23 protein-coding genes are annotated in these 19,102 nt (G+C 42.3%); 22 read left to right on the top strand and 1 reads right to left on the bottom strand.

Going from position 1 to position 19,102, the window contains the following annotated elements:
- Positions 1-70: 70 nt before the first annotated feature.
- The 8 genes from prsW to fni all read left to right on the top strand — a co-directional run bounded on the left by prsW (position 71) and on the right by fni (position 7,333).
- Positions 71-727, top strand: coding sequence for a protease required for RsiW anti-sigma(W) degradation (prsW, locus tag BSU_22940; RefSeq protein NP_390175.1), 657 nt, complete (start codon positions 71-73; stop codon positions 725-727).
- 138 nt (positions 728-865) lie between these two features.
- Positions 866-1,783, top strand: a complete 918-nt coding sequence (sleB, locus tag BSU_22930) for a spore germination cortex-lytic enzyme (protein ID NP_390174.1) — start codon at positions 866-868, stop codon at positions 1,781-1,783.
- A 34-nt stretch (positions 1,784-1,817) separates the two neighbouring features.
- The gene (sleC, locus tag BSU_22920) at positions 1,818-3,170 is read left to right on the top strand and encodes a spore germination membrane component (protein NP_390173.1); all 1,353 of its coding nucleotides are present in this window, start codon (positions 1,818-1,820) and stop codon (positions 3,168-3,170) included.
- A gap of 92 nt (positions 3,171-3,262) precedes the next feature.
- Positions 3,263-3,916: a cyclic di-GMP receptor gene (gene dgrA, locus BSU_22910; RefSeq protein NP_390172.1), complete on the top strand. Its 654-nt coding sequence runs from the start codon at positions 3,263-3,265 to the stop codon at positions 3,914-3,916.
- A 44-nt stretch (positions 3,917-3,960) separates the two neighbouring features.
- On the top strand, positions 3,961-4,137 hold the full coding sequence (ypfB, locus tag BSU_22900; RefSeq protein ID NP_390171.1) for a hypothetical protein: 177 nt from the start codon (positions 3,961-3,963) through the stop codon (positions 4,135-4,137).
- Positions 4,138-4,215: 78 nt separating this feature from the next.
- Complete coding sequence (gene cmk, locus BSU_22890; protein NP_390170.1) at positions 4,216-4,890, top strand: cytidylate kinase; 675 nt, start codon at positions 4,216-4,218, stop codon at positions 4,888-4,890.
- A gap of 232 nt (positions 4,891-5,122) precedes the next feature.
- Positions 5,123-6,271, top strand: coding sequence for an RNA degradation presenting factor (ribosomal protein S1 homolog) (rpfA, locus tag BSU_22880; RefSeq protein ID NP_390169.1), 1,149 nt, complete (start codon positions 5,123-5,125; stop codon positions 6,269-6,271).
- Between the two features lie 12 nt (positions 6,272-6,283).
- Complete coding sequence (fni, locus tag BSU_22870) at positions 6,284-7,333, top strand: isopentenyl diphosphate isomerase (typeII) (protein NP_390168.3); 1,050 nt, start codon at positions 6,284-6,286, stop codon at positions 7,331-7,333.
- A 42-nt stretch (positions 7,334-7,375) separates the two neighbouring features.
- Here fni and ypzI read toward each other — a convergent pair whose 3' ends face one another.
- Positions 7,376-7,507, bottom strand: coding sequence for a putative sporulation-related protein (gene ypzI / locus BSU_22869; RefSeq protein YP_003097756.2), 132 nt, complete (start codon positions 7,505-7,507; stop codon positions 7,376-7,378).
- Positions 7,508-7,584: 77 nt separating this feature from the next.
- On the opposite strand from ypzI, the gene yphA reads away from it, so the two are divergent.
- From yphA to hepT, 14 genes are all read left to right on the top strand, one after another.
- Positions 7,585-8,184, top strand: a complete 600-nt coding sequence (gene yphA / locus BSU_22860; RefSeq protein NP_390167.1) for a conserved membrane protein of unknown function — start codon at positions 7,585-7,587, stop codon at positions 8,182-8,184.
- Positions 8,181-9,074 carry a conserved membrane protein of unknown function gene (gene yphB, locus BSU_22850; protein NP_390166.1) on the top strand — a complete coding sequence of 298 codons (894 nt, stop codon included), beginning with the start codon at positions 8,181-8,183 and terminating at the stop codon, positions 9,072-9,074. Before yphA ends, yphB begins: the two co-directional genes overlap by 4 nt.
- Complete coding sequence (gene ypzH / locus BSU_22849) at positions 9,071-9,265, top strand: hypothetical protein (RefSeq protein YP_003097755.1); 195 nt, start codon at positions 9,071-9,073, stop codon at positions 9,263-9,265. Before yphB ends, ypzH begins: the two co-directional genes overlap by 4 nt.
- A 153-nt stretch (positions 9,266-9,418) precedes the next feature.
- Positions 9,419-10,729: a GTPase essential for ribosome 50S subunit assembly (maturation of the 50S subunit central protoberance) gene (gene der, locus BSU_22840; protein ID NP_390165.1), complete on the top strand. Its 1,311-nt coding sequence runs from the start codon at positions 9,419-9,421 to the stop codon at positions 10,727-10,729.
- 17 nt (positions 10,730-10,746) lie between these two features.
- A complete protein-coding gene (gene gpsA / locus BSU_22830) occupies positions 10,747-11,784 on the top strand; it encodes an NADPH-dependent glycerol-3-phosphate dehydrogenase (protein ID NP_390164.1) in 1,038 nt (345 codons plus the stop codon).
- 337 nt (positions 11,785-12,121) lie between these two features.
- A complete protein-coding gene (yphE, locus tag BSU_22820; protein ID NP_390163.1) occupies positions 12,122-12,325 on the top strand; it encodes a hypothetical protein in 204 nt (67 codons plus the stop codon).
- A 21-nt stretch (positions 12,326-12,346) separates the two neighbouring features.
- On the top strand, positions 12,347-13,081 hold the full coding sequence (yphF, locus tag BSU_22810) for a putative lipoprotein of unknown function (RefSeq protein NP_390162.1): 735 nt from the start codon (positions 12,347-12,349) through the stop codon (positions 13,079-13,081).
- A 180-nt stretch (positions 13,082-13,261) separates the two neighbouring features.
- Positions 13,262-14,740, top strand: coding sequence for a morphogenetic stage IV sporulation protein (gene spoIVA / locus BSU_22800; protein ID NP_390161.1), 1,479 nt, complete (start codon positions 13,262-13,264; stop codon positions 14,738-14,740).
- A gap of 373 nt (positions 14,741-15,113) precedes the next feature.
- A complete protein-coding gene (gene hbs / locus BSU_22790; RefSeq protein NP_390160.1) occupies positions 15,114-15,392 on the top strand; it encodes a non-specific DNA-binding protein HBsu in 279 nt (92 codons plus the stop codon).
- A 187-nt stretch (positions 15,393-15,579) separates the two neighbouring features.
- On the top strand, positions 15,580-16,152 hold the full coding sequence (gene folEA / locus BSU_22780; protein ID NP_390159.1) for a GTP cyclohydrolase I: 573 nt from the start codon (positions 15,580-15,582) through the stop codon (positions 16,150-16,152).
- A gap of 21 nt (positions 16,153-16,173) precedes the next feature.
- Positions 16,174-16,401 carry a tryptophan operon RNA-binding attenuation protein (TRAP) gene (gene mtrB, locus BSU_22770; RefSeq protein ID NP_390158.1) on the top strand — a complete coding sequence of 76 codons (228 nt, stop codon included), beginning with the start codon at positions 16,174-16,176 and terminating at the stop codon, positions 16,399-16,401.
- 163 nt (positions 16,402-16,564) lie between these two features.
- Complete coding sequence (hepS, locus tag BSU_22760) at positions 16,565-17,320, top strand: heptaprenyl diphosphate synthase component I (protein ID NP_390157.1); 756 nt, start codon at positions 16,565-16,567, stop codon at positions 17,318-17,320.
- Positions 17,321-17,326: 6 nt separating this feature from the next.
- The gene (menG, locus tag BSU_22750; RefSeq protein NP_390156.1) at positions 17,327-18,028 is read left to right on the top strand and encodes a demethylmenaquinone methyltransferase; all 702 of its coding nucleotides are present in this window, start codon (positions 17,327-17,329) and stop codon (positions 18,026-18,028) included.
- A complete protein-coding gene (gene hepT, locus BSU_22740) occupies positions 17,970-19,016 on the top strand; it encodes a heptaprenyl diphosphate synthase component II (protein NP_390155.1) in 1,047 nt (348 codons plus the stop codon). Before menG ends, hepT begins: the two co-directional genes overlap by 59 nt.
- Positions 19,017-19,102 lie beyond the last annotated feature (86 nt).

The raw sequence follows: 19,102 nt of genomic DNA, 5'->3' as shown, positions 1-19,102 counted from the left end.
GCAGACAGATGTAAAATTTTAAACAACATGGTAGGATAGATGTAGGAATATAAAGGAAAGAGGTTGCCTGATGTTTGCAATCATCTCTGCAGGAATTGCCCCCGGCATCGCGTTATTAAGTTATTTTTATTTAAAAGATCAGTATGATAATGAACCTGTACATATGGTGCTACGGTCGTTTTTTCTCGGGGTTGTTCTTGTATTTCCCATCATGTTTATCCAGTATGTACTTGAAAAAGAGAATGTAGGAGGCGGAAGCTTTTTCGTTTCTTTTTTATCTTCGGGGTTTTTGGAGGAATCATTAAAATGGTTTATACTGATGATCAGTGTTTACCCGCACGCCCACTTTGATGAGCATTATGACGGGATTGTGTACGGTGCAAGTGTATCACTCGGTTTTGCAACCCTCGAAAATATTCTTTATTTAATTGGCCACGGCGTGGAGCATGCGTTTGTCAGGGCGCTGCTGCCTGTTTCATGCCATGCCTTGATTGGCGTTATAATGGGATTTTACCTTGGAAAAGCCCGTTTTTCCGCTGATAAGGCGCGTGTAAAGTGGCTTACTCTTTCTTTAGTTGTCCCATCCCTTTTGCATGGATCATATGATTTTATCCTAACAGCGCTTAGCAATTGGATTTATTATATGCTTCCATTTATGGTATTTTTATGGTGGTTTGGTTTGCGTAAAGCGAAAAAAGCCCGTTCCGTTAATATGATGCAAGTATAGAAGCCGCACAGCAACCGTGCGGCTTTTTTGTGTGCAGTTTTTATGTTCTGAGGGATAACAAGGAAAGAGTGTATAAAAATAACCTCGTTACAGAAAATACGATTACACTTAAAAATTTGCAGTAGGAGGCTTGAAAAGATGAAGTCCAAAGGATCGATTATGGCATGTCTCATCCTTTTTTCCTTTACAATAACGACGTTTATTAATACTGAAACGATCTCTGCCTTTTCGAATCAGGTCATTCAAAGAGGGGCAACAGGGGATGATGTGGTCGAGCTTCAGGCGCGTCTTCAATACAACGGATATTATAACGGAAAAATTGACGGGGTTTATGGATGGGGGACGTACTGGGCAGTTCGAAATTTTCAGGATCAATTCGGGTTAAAAGAGGTTGACGGCCTTGTAGGAGCTAAAACAAAGCAAACCTTAATATGTAAATCAAAATACTATCGTGAATATGTCATGGAACAGCTCAATAAAGGGAATACATTCACGCATTACGGAAAAATTCCGCTAAAGTATCAGACGAAACCATCAAAAGCAGCAACACAAAAGGCAAGACAACAAGCAGAAGCACGGCAGAAACAGCCTGCGGAAAAAACAACGCAGAAGCCTAAAGCGAATGCGAATAAACAGCAAAACAATACACCAGCAAAAGCAAGAAAACAGGATGCGGTAGCAGCGAACATGCCTGGTGGATTTTCCAACAACGATATCAGGCTGCTTGCTCAAGCGGTTTATGGCGAAGCCCGGGGCGAGCCGTACGAGGGGCAGGTTGCTATTGCAGCAGTCATTTTAAACCGTTTGAACAGCCCGTTATTTCCAAATTCAGTAGCGGGGGTTATTTTTGAGCCGCTTGCCTTCACAGCAGTAGCCGACGGACAAATTTACATGCAGCCGAATGAAACGGCACGAGAAGCAGTGCTGGATGCCATCAATGGCTGGGACCCATCAGAGGAAGCACTTTACTACTTTAATCCGGATACGGCTACAAGTCCGTGGATTTGGGGGCGTCCGCAGATTAAAAGAATCGGTAAACACATTTTCTGTGAGTAGCAGATATGAGAAAGCATAAAAAGAGGTGTGATAAATGATCAGAGGAATTTTAATCGCCGTGCTTGGTATTGCAATAGTCGGTACAGGCTACTGGGGATACAAAGAACACCAGGAAAAAGACGCAGTTCTTCTTCATGCTGAAAATAACTATCAGCGGGCGTTTCATGAGCTTACCTATCAGGTGGATCAGCTTCATGATAAAATCGGAACAACACTTGCCATGAACAGCCAAAAATCACTGTCGCCTGCATTGATCGATGTGTGGAGGATTACATCAGAAGCTCATAACAGCGTCAGTCAGCTGCCGCTTACATTAATGCCGTTTAATAAAACTGAAGAGCTATTATCAAAGATCGGCGATTTCAGCTATAAAACGTCAGTCAGAGATTTGGACCAAAAGCCGCTTGATAAAAACGAGTATACATCACTAAATAAGCTATATCAGCAGTCCGAAGATATACAAAATGAATTGCGTCATGTTCAGCACCTTGTCATGAGCAAAAACCTTCGCTGGATGGACGTAGAAATGGCTCTGGCTTCTGACGAAAAACAAAGTGATAATACGATTATCAACAGCTTTAAAACAGTCGAAAAAAATGTTGGTGCATTCTCCACTGGCACTGATCTTGGCCCGAGTTTCACCAGTACGAAAAAAGAAGAGAAAGGCTTCAGCCATCTGAAGGGAAAACAAATTTCCGAACAGGAAGCAAAACAAATTGCTGAGCGCTTTGCCCCAGATGACAATTATTCAATTAAAGTGGTAAAGAGCGGAAAAAAAACAAATCGCGATGTATATAGCATCAGCATGAAAGACCCAGACCATAAAGCAGTGATTTATATGGATATTACGAAGAAGGGCGGGCATCCGGTATACTTGATCCAAAACAGAGAAGTGAAAGATCAGAAAATCAGTTTAAATGACGGATCGAACCGAGCGCTTGCATTTTTAAAGAAAAACGGATTTGAAACAGATGATTTGGAAATTGATGAAAGTGCCCAATATGATAAAATCGGTGTATTTTCATATGTTCCTGTTGAAAATAAAGTCCGGATGTACCCCGAGGCAATTCGTATGAAAGTGGCCTTGGATGACGGTGAGGTTGTCGGCTTTTCAGCAAGAGACTTCCTCACATCTCACAGAAAAAGAACCATACCTAAGCCTGCAATTACTGAAGCAGAGGCAAAGTCTAAATTAAATAAAAATGTACAAGTGAGAGAAACAAGGCTCGCTTTGATTACAAATGAACTAGGTCAAGAAGTGTTATGCTACGAAATGCTTGGGACAATTGAAAATGACACATTCAGAATGTATATCAATGCCAAAGACGGATCGGAAGAAAAGGTTGAAAAACTAAAAAATGCAGAACCTATATATAAAGACCTATAAAAACAGGAGGAAAGGACTAAATGTCTTTTCCTTTTTTTCATTACGTGCTTTAATAAAAACGTGAGTATATTGAATGCGAAAGAGTGAAGTCAATGATAGAGATTGGAGAAAATGTACTTTTAGAATATATAGAAGAAAATGAATTGAAAAAGGCAAAAAGCAAGGCGGTCAGCATCGAAAACAATGAACTTTTGATCGCGTATCCTGTTGATGTAGTTACAGGGCGAACTGTGATTTTACATAACGATATGGAAGTAACGGTAGAGTTTGTGGGAAAAGACGAAGTTCCTTATCGCTTTATAAGCCGTATAAAAGGTAAAGTGAAGGACAAACTTCAAATGATCTGTCTTGAAATGCCTCCCCGTGAAAAAATGAAAAGAATCCAGCGCCGCCAATATGTAAGAACTGATGCGGTATTAGATGTGCAAATTCAGCCGGGAAATGAAGAAGAGATCCGCACACTATCCTATAACATCAGTGCAGGCGGCATCGCCGTGGTTTTAGCTGATGGCCTTTCTTTTCAATCGGGGGAATCATTGCGCCTGATCATCCGTCTTCCTGAAGAGGAGCACACACGTCAAATAGAAACAGAAGCAGTTGTCAGACGAATCTTTAATGACCCCAAGTCAGAAAAACGAAAAATGACTTTAGAGTATTCAGAAATTGCAGCAGGTGACCAGCAGGCTTTGCTTCAATACTGCATCAGGCGCCAGTTAAATAAGAGAAGAAAGGCCCGAATGGAATAAACATCGGCAAACACTTCCATACTATTTGTAATGGAGGTGCTCCAATGAAAACATTTGAACGGCTGCTGATCAAATTATTGTTCATTCAGGCCATCATTTTACTTGGTGTCCAATTTCTTTTTCACTATCAGCATATTGAACCATACGTATCAAAAGTGATTCAATATGAAGGGGTGGATAAAATGGAGGAAAACAATAGGATTGAAACCTTCAAACATTAATTATTCATCAATTTTTCACCCTTTTTCATAAAGTTCGTGATACAATCCTTAGAGGAGAAAAGAGCAAGGAGAGGAATTATGGAAAAGAAATTATCGATTGCAATCGACGGCCCGGCAGCTGCGGGGAAAAGCACCGTTGCCAAAATTGTGGCTGAGAAAAAATCGTACATATATATTGATACAGGAGCGATGTATCGGGCGATTACGTACGCGGCTTTACAGGAAAACGTTGATCTGACAGATGAAGAAAAACTGGCTGAGCTGCTAAAGCGGACAGACATTGAGCTGATTACAACAAAAGATGGACAAAAAGTGTTTGTAAACGGCACCGATGTAACTGAGGCGATCAGAACAGATGAAATCAGCAACCAAGTTTCAATTGCGGCCAAGCACAGAAGTGTCAGAGAAGAAATGGTGAAACGCCAGCAGCAGCTTGGGGAAAAAGGCGGCGTCGTCATGGATGGTCGTGACATCGGGACGCATGTGCTGCCAAATGCAGAAGTAAAAATCTTTCTTTTGGCATCTGTGGAAGAGAGAGCGAAACGCCGTTATGAAGAAAATGTGAAAAAAGGCTTTGATGTCAACTACGAAACATTAATTGAGGAAATTGCAAGAAGAGACAAGCTTGATTCAGAGCGCGAAGTATCTCCGCTGCGTAAAGCAGAAGACGCTCTTGAAATCGACACGACATCGCTTTCCATTCAAGAGGTAGCTGATAAAATCCTCGAGGCTGTGGAGCAAAAGTCCCGCTGAGGATGGCAAATGCCACTTTTTTTGAATTTTTCAACGAAGATAGAATGTTATTGCTTGACAAACCTGTCCTTTTATTAGAAGTTAATACTAATAAAACTTTTTATTGATCATTCAAAAAACTTTTTTGGATGATTCTTTAATACATATTCGGCTAAAAGCGGGCATGTTATATGTTCAGCTTTCAAACCGTTTTAATTAAGCTGTGTAGGTTTGGACCAAGGAGGTTATTCAAATGACAGAGGAAATGAATCAAATTGATGTTCAAGTGCCAGAGGTTGGAGATGTAGTTAAAGGGATTGTGACAAAGGTAGAAGACAAACATGTAGATGTAGAAATTATCAATGTCAAACAATCCGGTATTATTCCAATCAGTGAATTATCAAGTCTTCATGTAGAGAAAGCATCGGATGTTGTTAAAGTAGACGACGAGCTTGACCTGAAAGTAACAAAAGTGGAAGACGATGCTTTGATTTTATCTAAACGTGCTGTTGATGCAGACCGCGCTTGGGAAGACCTTGAGAAAAAATTTGAAACAAAAGAAGTGTTTGAAGCTGAAGTGAAAGATGTCGTGAAAGGCGGCCTTGTCGTTGATATCGGCGTTCGCGGTTTTATTCCGGCATCACTTGTTGAAGCACATTTCGTTGAAGACTTCACTGACTATAAAGGAAAAACACTGTCACTGCTCGTTGTAGAGCTTGACCGTGATAAAAACCGCGTGATCCTTTCACACCGTGCTGTTGTTGAAAGTGAACAAGCGAATAAAAAACAAGAACTTCTTCAGTCTCTTGAAGTTGGAAGTGTACTTGATGGCAAAGTACAGCGCCTGACTGACTTTGGCGCGTTTGTTGATATTGGCGGCATCGACGGACTTGTACACATTTCACAGCTTTCCCACTCTCATGTAGAGAAGCCGTCTGACGTTGTTGAAGAGGGACAAGAAGTAAAAGTGAAAGTGTTATCGGTTGACCGTGATAATGAACGTATTTCTTTATCGATCAAAGATACACTGCCTGGACCTTGGAACCAAATCGGCGAAAAAGTGAAGCCTGGCGATGTGCTTGAAGGAACTGTACAGCGTCTTGTAAGCTTCGGTGCCTTTGTTGAAATCCTTCCAGGTGTTGAAGGTCTCGTTCATATTTCTCAAATTTCCAATAAACACATCGGCACGCCGCATGAAGTCCTTGAAGAAGGACAGACTGTAAAAGTGAAGGTTCTTGATGTGAATGAAAATGAGGAGCGCATTTCATTAAGCATGCGTGAACTTGAAGAAACGCCTAAAGCTGACCAGGAAGATTACCGTCAATATCAAGCGAAGGAAGAAACAAGCACTGGCTTCCAGCTTGGAGATCTGATCGGAGATAAGCTGAATAAACTAAAATAATTGGTGATAAACGTGACTCGAGCAGAACGAAAAAGACAACACATCAATCATGCCTTGTCCATCGGCCAGAAGCGGGAAACAGGTCTTGATGATATTACGTTTGTTCACGTCAGTCTGCCCGATCTTGCATTAGAACAAGTAGATATTTCCACAAAAATCGGCGAACTTTCAAGCAGTTCGCCGATTTTTATCAATGCAATGACTGGCGGCGGCGGAAAACTTACATATGAGATTAATAAATCGCTTGCGCGAGCGGCTTCTCAGGCTGGAATTCCCCTTGCTGTGGGATCGCAAATGTCAGCATTAAAAGATCCATCAGAGCGTCTTTCCTATGAAATTGTTCGAAAGGAAAACCCAAACGGGCTGATTTTTGCCAACCTGGGAAGCGAGGCAACGGCTGCTCAGGCAAAGGAAGCCGTTGAGATGATTGGAGCAAACGCACTGCAGATCCACCTCAATGTGATTCAGGAAATTGTGATGCCTGAAGGGGACAGAAGCTTTAGCGGCGCATTGAAACGCATTGAACAAATTTGCAGCCGGGTCAGTGTACCGGTCATTGTGAAAGAAGTCGGCTTCGGTATGAGCAAAGCATCAGCAGGAAAGCTGTATGAAGCTGGTGCTGCAGCTGTTGACATTGGCGGTTACGGGGGAACAAATTTCTCGAAAATCGAAAATCTCCGAAGACAGCGGCAAATCTCCTTTTTTAATTCGTGGGGCATTTCGACAGCTGCAAGTTTGGCGGAAATCCGCTCTGAGTTTCCTGCAAGCACCATGATCGCCTCTGGCGGTCTGCAAGATGCGCTTGACGTGGCAAAGGCAATTGCGCTGGGGGCCTCTTGCACCGGAATGGCAGGGCATTTTTTAAAAGCGCTGACTGACAGCGGTGAGGAAGGACTGCTTGAGGAGATTCAGCTGATCCTTGAGGAATTAAAGTTGATTATGACCGTGCTGGGTGCCAGAACAATTGCCGATTTACAAAAGGCGCCCCTTGTGATCAAAGGTGAAACCCATCATTGGCTCACAGAGAGAGGGGTCAATACATCAAGCTATAGTGTGCGATAAATGATAAAAGCCCAAAACCATATGTGGTTTGGGCTTTTTGTATTATGATTTTCGCTTTTTGAATCTTCCGTTTTGTTCAAGGCTTGTCGCTCCGTCATAGTGAATGGACTGGTCGCGATCTGATTCGACTCTGCCTGAAGCTTTGAGTTTTTTCTCTTGTCTGTCTTTTCCCATGATCATACTCCTTAATGTGAGATCGATTGTTTAAAAAATGTGCTTGAACTCCATACTGGGAATATGGAGGAAGTAAAATGGAACAATTTTATTACTATTGGTCAATGTGGTTTCTGTGGGTTCTGACAACATTTATTTTTGAAAAGACGAAAAGACGAATTGCCGTCTCTGTCTTTATTTTAACTAATATTATTCTAAGCATACATGACATCGCTTTATATTTTTCCCTGAATGCTGCATATTTGATGTTTTTCGTTTGCGGATGTGTCTATGCCGGGTATTTGGGAATGTATCGTTTTCGTTACATCATGGTCTATCTGACGCTTGTTGCCGCGTATGCGTTTGTTTATCTTTTTGCATTATATGACCCGGTTTGGTTCATCATAAAACCTGAGTGGGCTGCTGTTATATTAATAGTGCTTTTAACAGCTTCTGTTGAAAGGAATTTTGAGAAGCAGCTTGTCTTATTTGTCCTAGGGATGTGCCAAGGCGAACTGGTGTATTCATTTGTGATCCAGAAGTTGGCCGGGGCTATGGCTGTCGGCGGCTTTCAATGGCTGAATGCGTGTTCTGCGGGGATGATATTGCTGTTTGGCATATCTAAATACGAACACCTCGCAAGCCAGATTGGTCAGAAAAGCAAAAGATCAAACAAAGGAGCTACCAAAATGTCATGAGTGATTACATCTATCCGATTATTGCTGGGGTCATTGCCGGAATTGCGACAAGGCTTTATATGCTGAAAACGGATTACCGCCAGTATCCGACCTATGTTCATGGGAAAGTGATTCACATCGCACTGGGGTTGATAGCGGCTGGTTTAGGTGCAATTATTATGCCGGCGCTTTTGCAGGAGGAATTTACGGCCATCACATTTTTAACATTGGCAGCGACGCAATTTAGAGATGTCCGAAACATGGAGCGGAACACATTGACGCAAATGGATTCGTATGAACTTGTCTCAAGGGGAAGCACATATATTGAGGGGATTGCCATTGCGTTTGAAAGCAGAAATTATATTGTGATCTTTACAGCGCTTTTGACAACCTCTGCGTATGTGTTTTTATCCATCTGGGCTGCAGTCATAGCGGCTGTCGTTTGTTTTTTACTGGCCATGAAGTTTATGTCGGGCAGTGTGTTGAAGGATATTGTAGATATCGAGTACATAAAGCCGCGCTTTGACGGTCCGGGACTGTTTGTTGATAATATTTATATGATGAATATCGGGCTTCCAGAGAAACAGGAACTGATTTTAAAGCATGGCATGGGCTTTATTTTGACGCCGAAAAACTTTAATTCAGCAGCGACGATAGCAAATTTAGGGCAGCGTCAGGCCATTTTATTTGATGTTTCCAATGTGCTCGGGGTTTATCGGGATTCAGGAGAGCCATCTTTGACACCAATTGCAAAACGGGATTTAAATGATGGGAGAGTGGCAGTATTTGTTCTCCCGCAAATTCACCATCCCGAAACGGCTGTTCAAATTATTAGCAATGTTCCAACCCTGGAAAATGCGATTAGAATGCCGACTGAATTTATCAAGAATCAGGATAAGGTGATAGGATGAGTGAATCTCTTACGAAAGTGATTTTGTCTGTAATCACGACAAATCGAAATCGGGTTGCAGGGGGAGCACCTGTCTTTTTTTGCAATGACCAAAAGGAGATGGAGCTTTTCGCTAAAAATCTTGAGGCGATCCTTGATGGAATAGCTCACAGAATCGGAGATGACGTGTATTTGATCGTGAAACATTTTTAAGAATAGTTGTGATCCCAGTAAAAACTGATATAATAAATGAGTTAAGCCCTTCCTCTGAAGGGTTTCTTTTCATAAAAGTGAATGAAATGATTTTAATAACCGGTTGAAAATTTATGTAAAAATGAAAGCGGCTGGATTGAAAGGAAGGGTACTATGGGTAAACCTGTCGTAGCCATTGTCGGGAGACCAAATGTAGGAAAATCCACAATCTTTAACCGGATTGCGGGAGAAAGAATTTCAATAGTAGAAGATACCCCTGGCGTGACAAGGGATCGGATATACAGCTCGGCTGAATGGCTGAATTATGATTTTAATTTGATTGATACGGGCGGTATTGATATCGGTGATGAGCCGTTTTTAGCGCAGATTCGCCAGCAAGCTGAAATCGCCATGGATGAAGCGGACGTGATTATTTTTATGGTGAACGGCCGTGAAGGCGTGACAGCTGCTGATGAAGAAGTGGCGAAAATTTTGTACCGCACAAAAAAGCCTGTTGTTTTAGCGGTTAATAAACTGGATAACACAGAAATGAGAGCGAATATTTATGATTTTTATTCGCTAGGCTTTGGCGAGCCGTATCCAATTTCGGGAACACACGGACTCGGACTGGGTGATTTACTGGATGCCGTTGCAGAGCATTTTAAAAACATTCCTGAAACGAAATACAATGAAGAAGTTATTCAATTCTGTCTGATCGGACGTCCAAATGTCGGAAAGTCTTCACTTGTGAATGCGATGCTCGGCGAAGAACGCGTTATTGTCAGCAACGTGGCTGGAACGACAAGAGATGCTGTTGATACGTCATTTACTTACAACCAGCAGGAGTTTGTCATTGTCGATACTGCAGGTATGCGAAAAAAAGGGAAAGTCTATGAAACGACTGAGAAGTATAGTGTACTGCGGGCGCTAAAAGCGATTGACCGCTCAGAAGTCGTGGCGGTTGTGCTGGATGGCGAAGAAGGCATTATTGAACAGGACAAGCGTATCGCCGGTTATGCACACGAAGCGGGCAAGGCCGTCGTCATCGTCGTAAACAAATGGGATGCTGTTGACAAAGATGAGAGCACGATGAAAGAATTTGAAGAAAATATTCGCGATCATTTTCAATTTCTGGATTATGCGCCAATCCTATTTATGTCTGCCTTAACGAAAAAACGGATCCATACTCTGATGCCTGCGATTATCAAAGCTAGTGAAAATCATTCACTTCGAGTTCAAACAAACGTCTTAAATGATGTCATCATGGACGCTGTGGCAATGAATCCGACACCGACTCATAACGGTTCTCGTTTGAAAATTTACTATGCGACTCAAGTGTCGGTAAAGCCGCCAAGCTTCGTTGTGTTTGTAAACGATCCGGAACTGATGCATTTTTCATACGAACGGTTTTTAGAAAACCGAATCAGAGACGCGTTCGGTTTTGAGGGGACACCAATCAAAATATTTGCAAGAGCTAGAAAATAAAAAGGTGTGAATCAAACATGAAAAAAGTCACAATGCTTGGAGCGGGGAGTTGGGGAACAGCACTGGCTTTAGTTCTAACTGATAATGGAAATGAAGTGTGTGTGTGGGCTCACCGTGCAGATTTAATTCATCAAATTAATGAGTTGCATGAAAACAAAGATTATTTGCCGAATGTTAAGCTGTCTACATCCATTAAAGGAACAACAGATATGAAAGAGGCTGTTTCAGACGCAGATGTCATTATCGTTGCGGTCCCGACAAAAGCAATTCGGGAAGTGCTGAGACAGGCTGTCCCTTTTATAACGAAAAAGGCAGTCTTTGTTCATGTCAGCAAGGGTATTGAGCCAGATTCACTTCTGCGCATTTCTGAAATTATGGAAATTGAGCTCCCGAGTGATGTCAGAAAAGATATCGTTGTCCTTTCCGGCCCGAGTCATGCGGAAGAAGTAGGGCTGCGGCACCCCACAACTGTTACTGCATCTTCAAAGAGCATGAGGGCAGCAGAAGAGGTGCAGGATCTATTTATTAATCACAATTTTCGGGTGTACACAAATCCTGACATTATCGGAGTTGAAATCGGAGGGGCTTTAAAAAATATTATTGCCCTTGCTGCAGGAATTACAGATGGTTTAGGGTACGGTGACAATGCCAAAGCTGCTTTGATTACACGCGGACTTGCCGAAATCGCGAGACTCGGAACGAAAATGGGCGGAAATCCCTTGACGTTCTCTGGATTGACAGGAGTAGGCGATCTGATTGTGACGTGCACAAGTGTTCATTCCAGAAACTGGCGTGCGGGCAATTTGCTCGGAAAAGGGTACAAGCTTGAAGATGTTCTTGAAGAGATGGGAATGGTAGTCGAAGGCGTCCGCACGACGAAAGCGGCTTATCAGCTTTCGAAGAAATATGATGTTAAAATGCCGATTACAGAAGCTCTCCATCAGGTCCTATTCAACGGACAAAAAGTGGAAACCGCTGTTGAATCTTTAATGGCGAGAGGGAAAACCCACGAGATGGAGGATTTGGTAAATACGTTTGAAAATCAAGTGAAGTAAAAGTGTCAATCAAATGGTGAATCGCATATCTTAATTGAACGAAAGCCCGAAAAACAGAAGAACACCCAAGTCTTGGGATCTCCTGAAACATTTTGCCGATTTAGGCAATAGAGGATGCATCTGTATGCCAAGTCGCATACTATAGCATCGAAGTCCAAGAGAGTGTTTCTTAAACGTGCAGGTGAATATAGTCAAGTTGACTGAAGCGAAGGTCCCCCTCTTTGCTTCAGTTTTTTTGTTCTATCAATGGATGGAAAATCTGGTTGATCTTTTCCGGCGCTGTATATTAAAATATAATATAACGCTTATATCTTACATATCGGGGAGGCGCACGTCATTGAATCTGGCATTGATGAAAATGTGGTTTGCTCTAGGGTCCATGGGTCTGATGTTTCTGGCTGTAGCTTCCATCTATTTAAGCCGCTTTAAGTGCCAAAACCGTTTTTTGAAGATTGCGATTTCATCATTCGCATACATGTGTATGCTCATATCTGGAATTATTGTGTTTGTCGTGGTTTTTAGCGGCCCTGTCAATGAATAAAGCTGTAAAAGGAAGTGCTGTATGGGTAAACTGAAGTGCGCAATCATTTTTGCGGCAGTCGTGTTTTTATCCGGATGTTTATATCCAAATGAACGGAAAAGCAGTGTGCATGCCATTCCTTATCAAGACCAGCTAAAGCAGGTTCAATCTGCTGTTGATGAATTTCAAAAGGCAAATGGAGGGCTGCTTCCTATTCAAACCAAAGATATGTCGACACCGCTATATCAAAAATATCCGATAGACTTTAACCGGTTAGCGCCAAGATACATAGCTGAACCTCCAAGTACGGCATTTGAAAGCGGGGGAGACTATCAATACGTGCTTGTTGACGTAGAGAACGATCCGACTGTTAAATTAATTGATCTAAAGATGGCAGAAAAAATTCGCGATGTGAAATTGCGCATCCAAATGTATCGTCAGGAGCATCAATATCCGCCTTACAAGGATGTGCTATCTCGTGATTTATTTACACTCGATGAGAAGAAGCTTGGGGATGGCAGCTCTCTTACAGTGACAAGCCCAATCTCAGGGAATTCCTTGCCGCTTATGATTGACGGAGACGGAGAAATATATGCCGATTACCGGACTGAGCTGGCTTCTTGCCTCAAAAAAAGCAAAAAAACGTTTAAACCCGGGACTGAAATCCAGGATATGATTTGGCATGAAACCCCCTTTGTCCCCGCGTTTTCTGTAAAATATACGGTAAATGACAAACAGGAACCTGTTTTTTTAGAAAATGATATGAAAAAGGAATGAACCTTTCTCCCTTGCATACAAATAGGGAGAAAGGTTTTTTTATATTAATAGATTGAGGATGAGAAATTTTCTAAAGATGTCATATTCAAATAGGACAACGTCATACACATATAGTGTCCTGTGTTTGATTGAAAGAGCTTAATAAAATTGAAAAGGATAGGAAGTCCGGGAGGGGATCACTTGGAAAAGGTCGATATTTTCAAGGATATCGCTGAACGAACAGGAGGCGATATATACTTAGGAGTCGTAGGTGCTGTCCGTACAGGAAAATCCACGTTCATTAAAAAATTTATGGAGCTTGTGGTGCTCCCGAATATCAGTAACGAAGCAGACCGGGCCCGAGCGCAGGATGAACTGCCGCAGAGCGCAGCCGGCAAAACCATTATGACTACAGAGCCTAAATTTGTTCCGAATCAGGCGATGTCTGTTCATGTGTCAGACGGACTCGATGTGAATATAAGATTAGTAGATTGTGTAGGTTACACAGTGCCCGGCGCTAAAGGATATGAAGATGAAAACGGGCCGCGGATGATCAATACGCCTTGGTACGAAGAACCGATCCCATTTCATGAGGCTGCTGAAATCGGCACACGAAAAGTCATTCAAGAACACTCGACCATCGGAGTTGTCATTACGACAGACGGCACCATTGGAGATATCGCCAGAAGTGACTATATAGAGGCTGAAGAAAGAGTCATTGAAGAGCTGAAAGAGGTTGGCAAACCTTTTATTATGGTCATCAACTCAGTCAGGCCGTATCACCCGGAAACGGAAGCCATGCGCCAGGATTTAAGCGAAAAATATGATATCCCGGTATTGGCAATGAGTGTAGAGAGCATGCGGGAATCAGATGTGCTGAGTGTGCTCAGAGAGGCCCTCTACGAGTTTCCGGTGCTAGAAGTGAATGTCAATCTCCCAAGCTGGGTAATGGTGCTGAAAGAAAACCATTGGTTGCGTGAAAGCTATCAGGAGTCCGTGAAGGAAACGGTTAAGGATATTAAACGGCTCCGGGACGTAGACAGGGTTGTCGGCCAATTCAGCGAGTTTGAATTCATTGAAAGTGCCGGATTAGCCGGAATTGAGCTGGGCCAAGGGGTGGCAGAAATTGATTTGTACGCGCCTGATCATCTATATGATCAAATCCTAAAAGAAGTTGTGGGCGTCGAAATCAGAGGAAGAGACCATCTGCTTGAGCTCATGCAAGACTTCGCCCATGCGAAAACAGAATATGATCAAGTGTCTGATGCCTTAAAAATGGTCAAACAGACGGGATACGGCATTGCAGCGCCTGCTTTAGCTGATATGAGTCTCGATGAGCCGGAAATTATAAGGCAGGGCTCGCGATTCGGTGTGAGGCTGAAAGCTGTCGCTCCGTCGATCCATATGATCAAAGTAGATGTCGAAAGCGAATTCGCCCCGATTATCGGAACGGAAAAACAAAGTGAAGAGCTTGTACGCTATTTAATGCAGGACTTTGAGGATGATCCGCTCTCCATCTGGAATTCCGATATCTTCGGAAGGTCGCTGAGCTCAATTGTGAGAGAAGGGATTCAGGCAAAGCTGTCATTGATGCCTGAAAACGCACGGTATAAATTAAAAGAAACATTAGAAAGAATCATAAACGAAGGCTCTGGCGGCTTAATCGCCATCATCCTGTAATACCGGTAGACCTCTTTATAGAATGGGAGGTCTTTTTTCTTTGCTCTTAATAATGGAAAAGGATCAAGGAATAGGATGAAAAAAGGAAAAAAAGGAATATTCGTTCGGTAAATCACCTTAAATCCTTGACGAGCAAGGGATTGACGCTTTAAAATGCTTGATATGGCTTTTTATATGTGTTACTCTACATACAGAAATTCTTCACTTTGTTGGACAAACATTCCTCAGAGTGCAGTTTTTCTTAAAAAGCCGTTTAATTGTCTTTCTCTTACTTGCTCTCATTTTTTTCTGAGACAGGTTTAGAATCAGACTGAACTGTGAAGAAATGATAATAAACGAACTGAATGTATCCTTTTGGGAGGAGGTGAAAGGCATGAACAAAACAGAACTTATCAATGCGGTTGCAGAAGCAAGCGAATTGTCTAAAAAAGACGCTACAAAAGCAGTTGACTCTGTTTTTGATACGATCTTAGATGCACTTAAAAACGGTGATAAAATCCAACTGATCGGTTTTGGTAACTTCGAGGTGCGTGAACGTTCTGCACGTAAAGGACGCAATCCTCAAACAGGTGAAGAAATCGAAATTCCAGCAAGCAAAGTACCTGCTTTCAAACCAGGTAAAGCGCTTAAAGACGCAGTTGCCGGAAAATAATTGTGAATATAGATCGTGTATGCATCTAGCTTACATACACTTTATTTCTTCACAGAAAAGCCCCTTTCTAAGGGGCTTTTCATATTTCAAGAGCATGGGCTTCCTGACAGGGCATTCACTTTGCTTTTAGCGGGGCATATGTGCTAGAATCGAAATTAAATGTATTCATTGGTGGAGGACATAGAACATGAAAGAAGTTAATAAAGAGCAAATCGAACAAGCTGTTCGTCAAATTTTAGAAGCGATCGGAGAAGACCCGAATAGAGAAGGGCTTCTTGATACTCCGAAAAGAGTCGCAAAGATGTATGCCGAAGTATTCTCCGGCTTGAATGAAGATCCAAAAGAACATTTCCAGACTATCTTCGGTGAAAACCATGAGGAGCTTGTTCTTGTAAAAGATATAGCGTTTCATTCTATGTGTGAGCATCACCTTGTTCCCTTTTATGGAAAAGCACATGTTGCATATATCCCGCGAGGCGGAAAGGTCACAGGACTCAGCAAACTGGCACGTGCCGTTGAAGCCGTTGCAAAGCGCCCGCAGCTTCAGGAACGCATCACTTCTACAATTGCAGAAAGCATCGTAGAAACGCTTGATCCGCATGGCGTAATGGTAGTGGTTGAAGCGGAACACATGTGCATGACGATGCGCGGTGTAAGAAAACCGGGTGCGAAAACTGTGACTTCAGCAGTCAGAGGCGTTTTTAAAGATGATGCCGCTGCCCGTGCAGAAGTATTGGAACATATTAAACGCCAGGACTAATAAAGATAGAGGGTGCTATAAATGAACCAAAAGCATTCAAGTGATTTTGTCGTCATTAAAGCCGTTGAGGACGGAGTGAATGTGATCGGCCTGACAAGAGGAACAGACACAAAGTTTCACCATTCCGAAAAACTCGACAAGGGAGAAGTGATCATCGCTCAGTTTACAGAGCATACTTCTGCCATTAAAGTCAGAGGAGAGGCACTGATTCAAACCGCGTACGGAGAAATGAAAAGCGAAAAAAAATAAGCTGGCTGTCCCCGCTGTTAAAAGCAAATGCTCGCAAACAGCGGGAGGATACAGCCAATTTCTTTTTTTTATGCTATAATGATACCTGCGTAAGCGAATGAAAAGATAAAACTCATACATAGATTAAGAAATAAATGTGAATTTGGGGACAAGGGTGATATTTTTGCAAGACATCTACGGAACTTTAGCCAATCTGAACACGAAATTAAAACAAAAGCTGTCTCATCCTTATTTAGCGAAGCATATTTCTGCGCCGAAAATTGATGAGGATAAGCTTCTTCTTTTTCATGCTTTATTTGAAGAAGCCGACATAAAAAACAACGACAGAGAAAATTATATTGTAACAGCGATGCTTGTACAAAGCGCCCTTGATACCCATGATGAAGTGACGACAGCTAGAGTCATAAAACGAGACGAAAACAAAAACCGCCAATTGACTGTTCTCGCGGGCGATTATTTCAGCGGGCTGTACTACTCTTTACTATCTGAAATGAAGGATATCTACATGATTCGGACGCTTGCTACAGCCATTAAAGAAATCAACGAACATAAAATTCGTCTGTATGACCGTTCTTTCAAGGACGAAAACGATTTTTTCGAAAGTGTCGGCATCGTTGAATCAGCTTTATTCCATCGTGTGGCGGAACACTTCAACCTCCCGCGCTGGAAAAAGCTGTCGAGTGATTTTTTTGTATTTAAGCGGCTTATGAACGGAAATGATGCATTTCTGGATGTGATCGGCAGTTTTATACAGCTGGGAAAAACAAAAGAAGAGATATTAGAAGATTGTTTTAAAAAAGCGAAAAACAGCATTGAGTCACTTCTGCCTCTAAATTCACCTATTCAGAACATTTTAATAAACCGTCTGAAGACAATCAGCCAAGATCAAACCTATCATCAGAAAGTGGAAGAAGGGTAAACCATTATGCAGGACTCAAAAGAACAGCGCGTACACGGAGTATTTGAAAAAATATATAAAAATTATGACCAAATGAACTCTGTCATCAGTTTTCAGCAGCATAAAAAATGGCGCGACAAAACGATGCGCATCATGAATGTAAAGGAAGGCGCAAAAGCACTTGATGTCTGCTGCGGAACGGCTGACTGGACGATCGCTCTTGCAAAAGCGGCAGGCAAAAGCGGCGAGATCAAGGGCTTGGATTTCAGTGAAAATATGCTGAGTGTCGGCGAGCAGAAAGTAAAAGACGGCGGATTCAGCCAAATTGAACTGCTGCACGGAAATGCGATGGAGCTTCCTTTTGATGATGATACATTTGATTATGTCACCATTGGCTTCGGACTCCGCAATGTCCCTGATTACTTGACTGTACTGAAAGAGATGAGACGTGTAGTGAAGCCGGGCGGGCAGGTGGTATGTCTGGAAACGTCCCAGCCGGAAATGTTCGGATTCAGACAGGCTTACTTTATGTACTTTAAGTATATTATGCCGTTTTTCGGGAAACTGTTTGCGAAGAGCTATAAAGAATATTCTTGGCTTCAAGAATCAGCCAGAGATTTCCCTGGAATGAAGGAACTGGCAGGCCTGTTTGAAGAGGCGGGCCTGAAAAATGTTAAATATCATTCGTTTACTGGCGGAGTCGCTGCCACGCATATCGGATGGAAATGAAAACACAGATGTTTGGGTGAATGATATGAAATTTAAAATGGCCTACTCTTTTTTAAATGACGATATTGATGTAATCGAAAGAGAACTTGAACAAACCGTACGTTCCGATTACCCGCTTTTAAGCGAGGCAGGTCTTCACCTGCTGCAGGCCGGAGGGAAACGTATTCGGCCTGTTTTCGTGCTGCTTTCTGGCATGTTTGGCGATTATGATATTAATAAGATTAAATATGTCGCCGTCACTCTGGAAATGATTCACATGGCATCTTTGGTTCATGATGATGTCATTGATGATGCAGAGCTTCGCCGAGGAAAACCGACAATCAAAGCAAAGTGGGACAATCGTATTGCGATGTACACAGGCGATTATATGCTTGCGGGATCTCTTGAAATGATGACGAGAATTAACGAACCGAAAGCCCATAGGATTTTGTCACAGACGATCGTTGAAGTTTGTCTAGGGGAAATTGAGCAGATCAAAGACAAATACAACATGGAACAAAATCTCAGAACGTATCTCCGCCGTATCAAAAGAAAAACAGCTCTCTTGATCGCGGTCAGCTGCCAGCTTGGTGCCATTGCGTCTGGAGCTGATGAGAAGATTCATAAGGCATTGTACTGGTTTGGGTATTACGTCGGCATGTCTTATCAGATTATTGATGATATTCTTGATTTTACTTCAACTGAGGAAGAGCTGGGTAAACCCGTAGGAGGAGATTTGCTTCAAGGAAACGTCACATTGCCAGTGCTGTATGCCCTGAAAAATCCTGCATTAAAAAACCAGCTTAAATTGATTAACAGTGAGACAACGCAGGAACAGCTTGAACCAATCATTGAAGAAATCAAAAAAACAGATGCAATTGAAGCATCTATGGCAGTAAGCGAAATGTATCTGCAGAAAGCTTTTCAGAAATTAAACACGCTTCCTCGAGGGCGCGCACGCTCGTCTCTTGCAGCCATCGCAAAATATATCGGTAAAAGAAAATTTTAATTTTTGTAGATATTAAGAAATTTCTCCGCCCCGGATTGATTAATTATCAGAAAGATGTTACGATTTCGGTGTGCAGTGTGAAAGCC

This window comes from Bacillus subtilis subsp. subtilis str. 168, from assembly GCF_000009045.1.
GTDB lineage: Bacteria > Bacillota > Bacilli > Bacillales > Bacillaceae > Bacillus > Bacillus subtilis.
The sequence above is the reverse complement of the archived record's forward strand: the minus strand, read 5'-3'. Positions and strand labels throughout refer to the sequence as shown.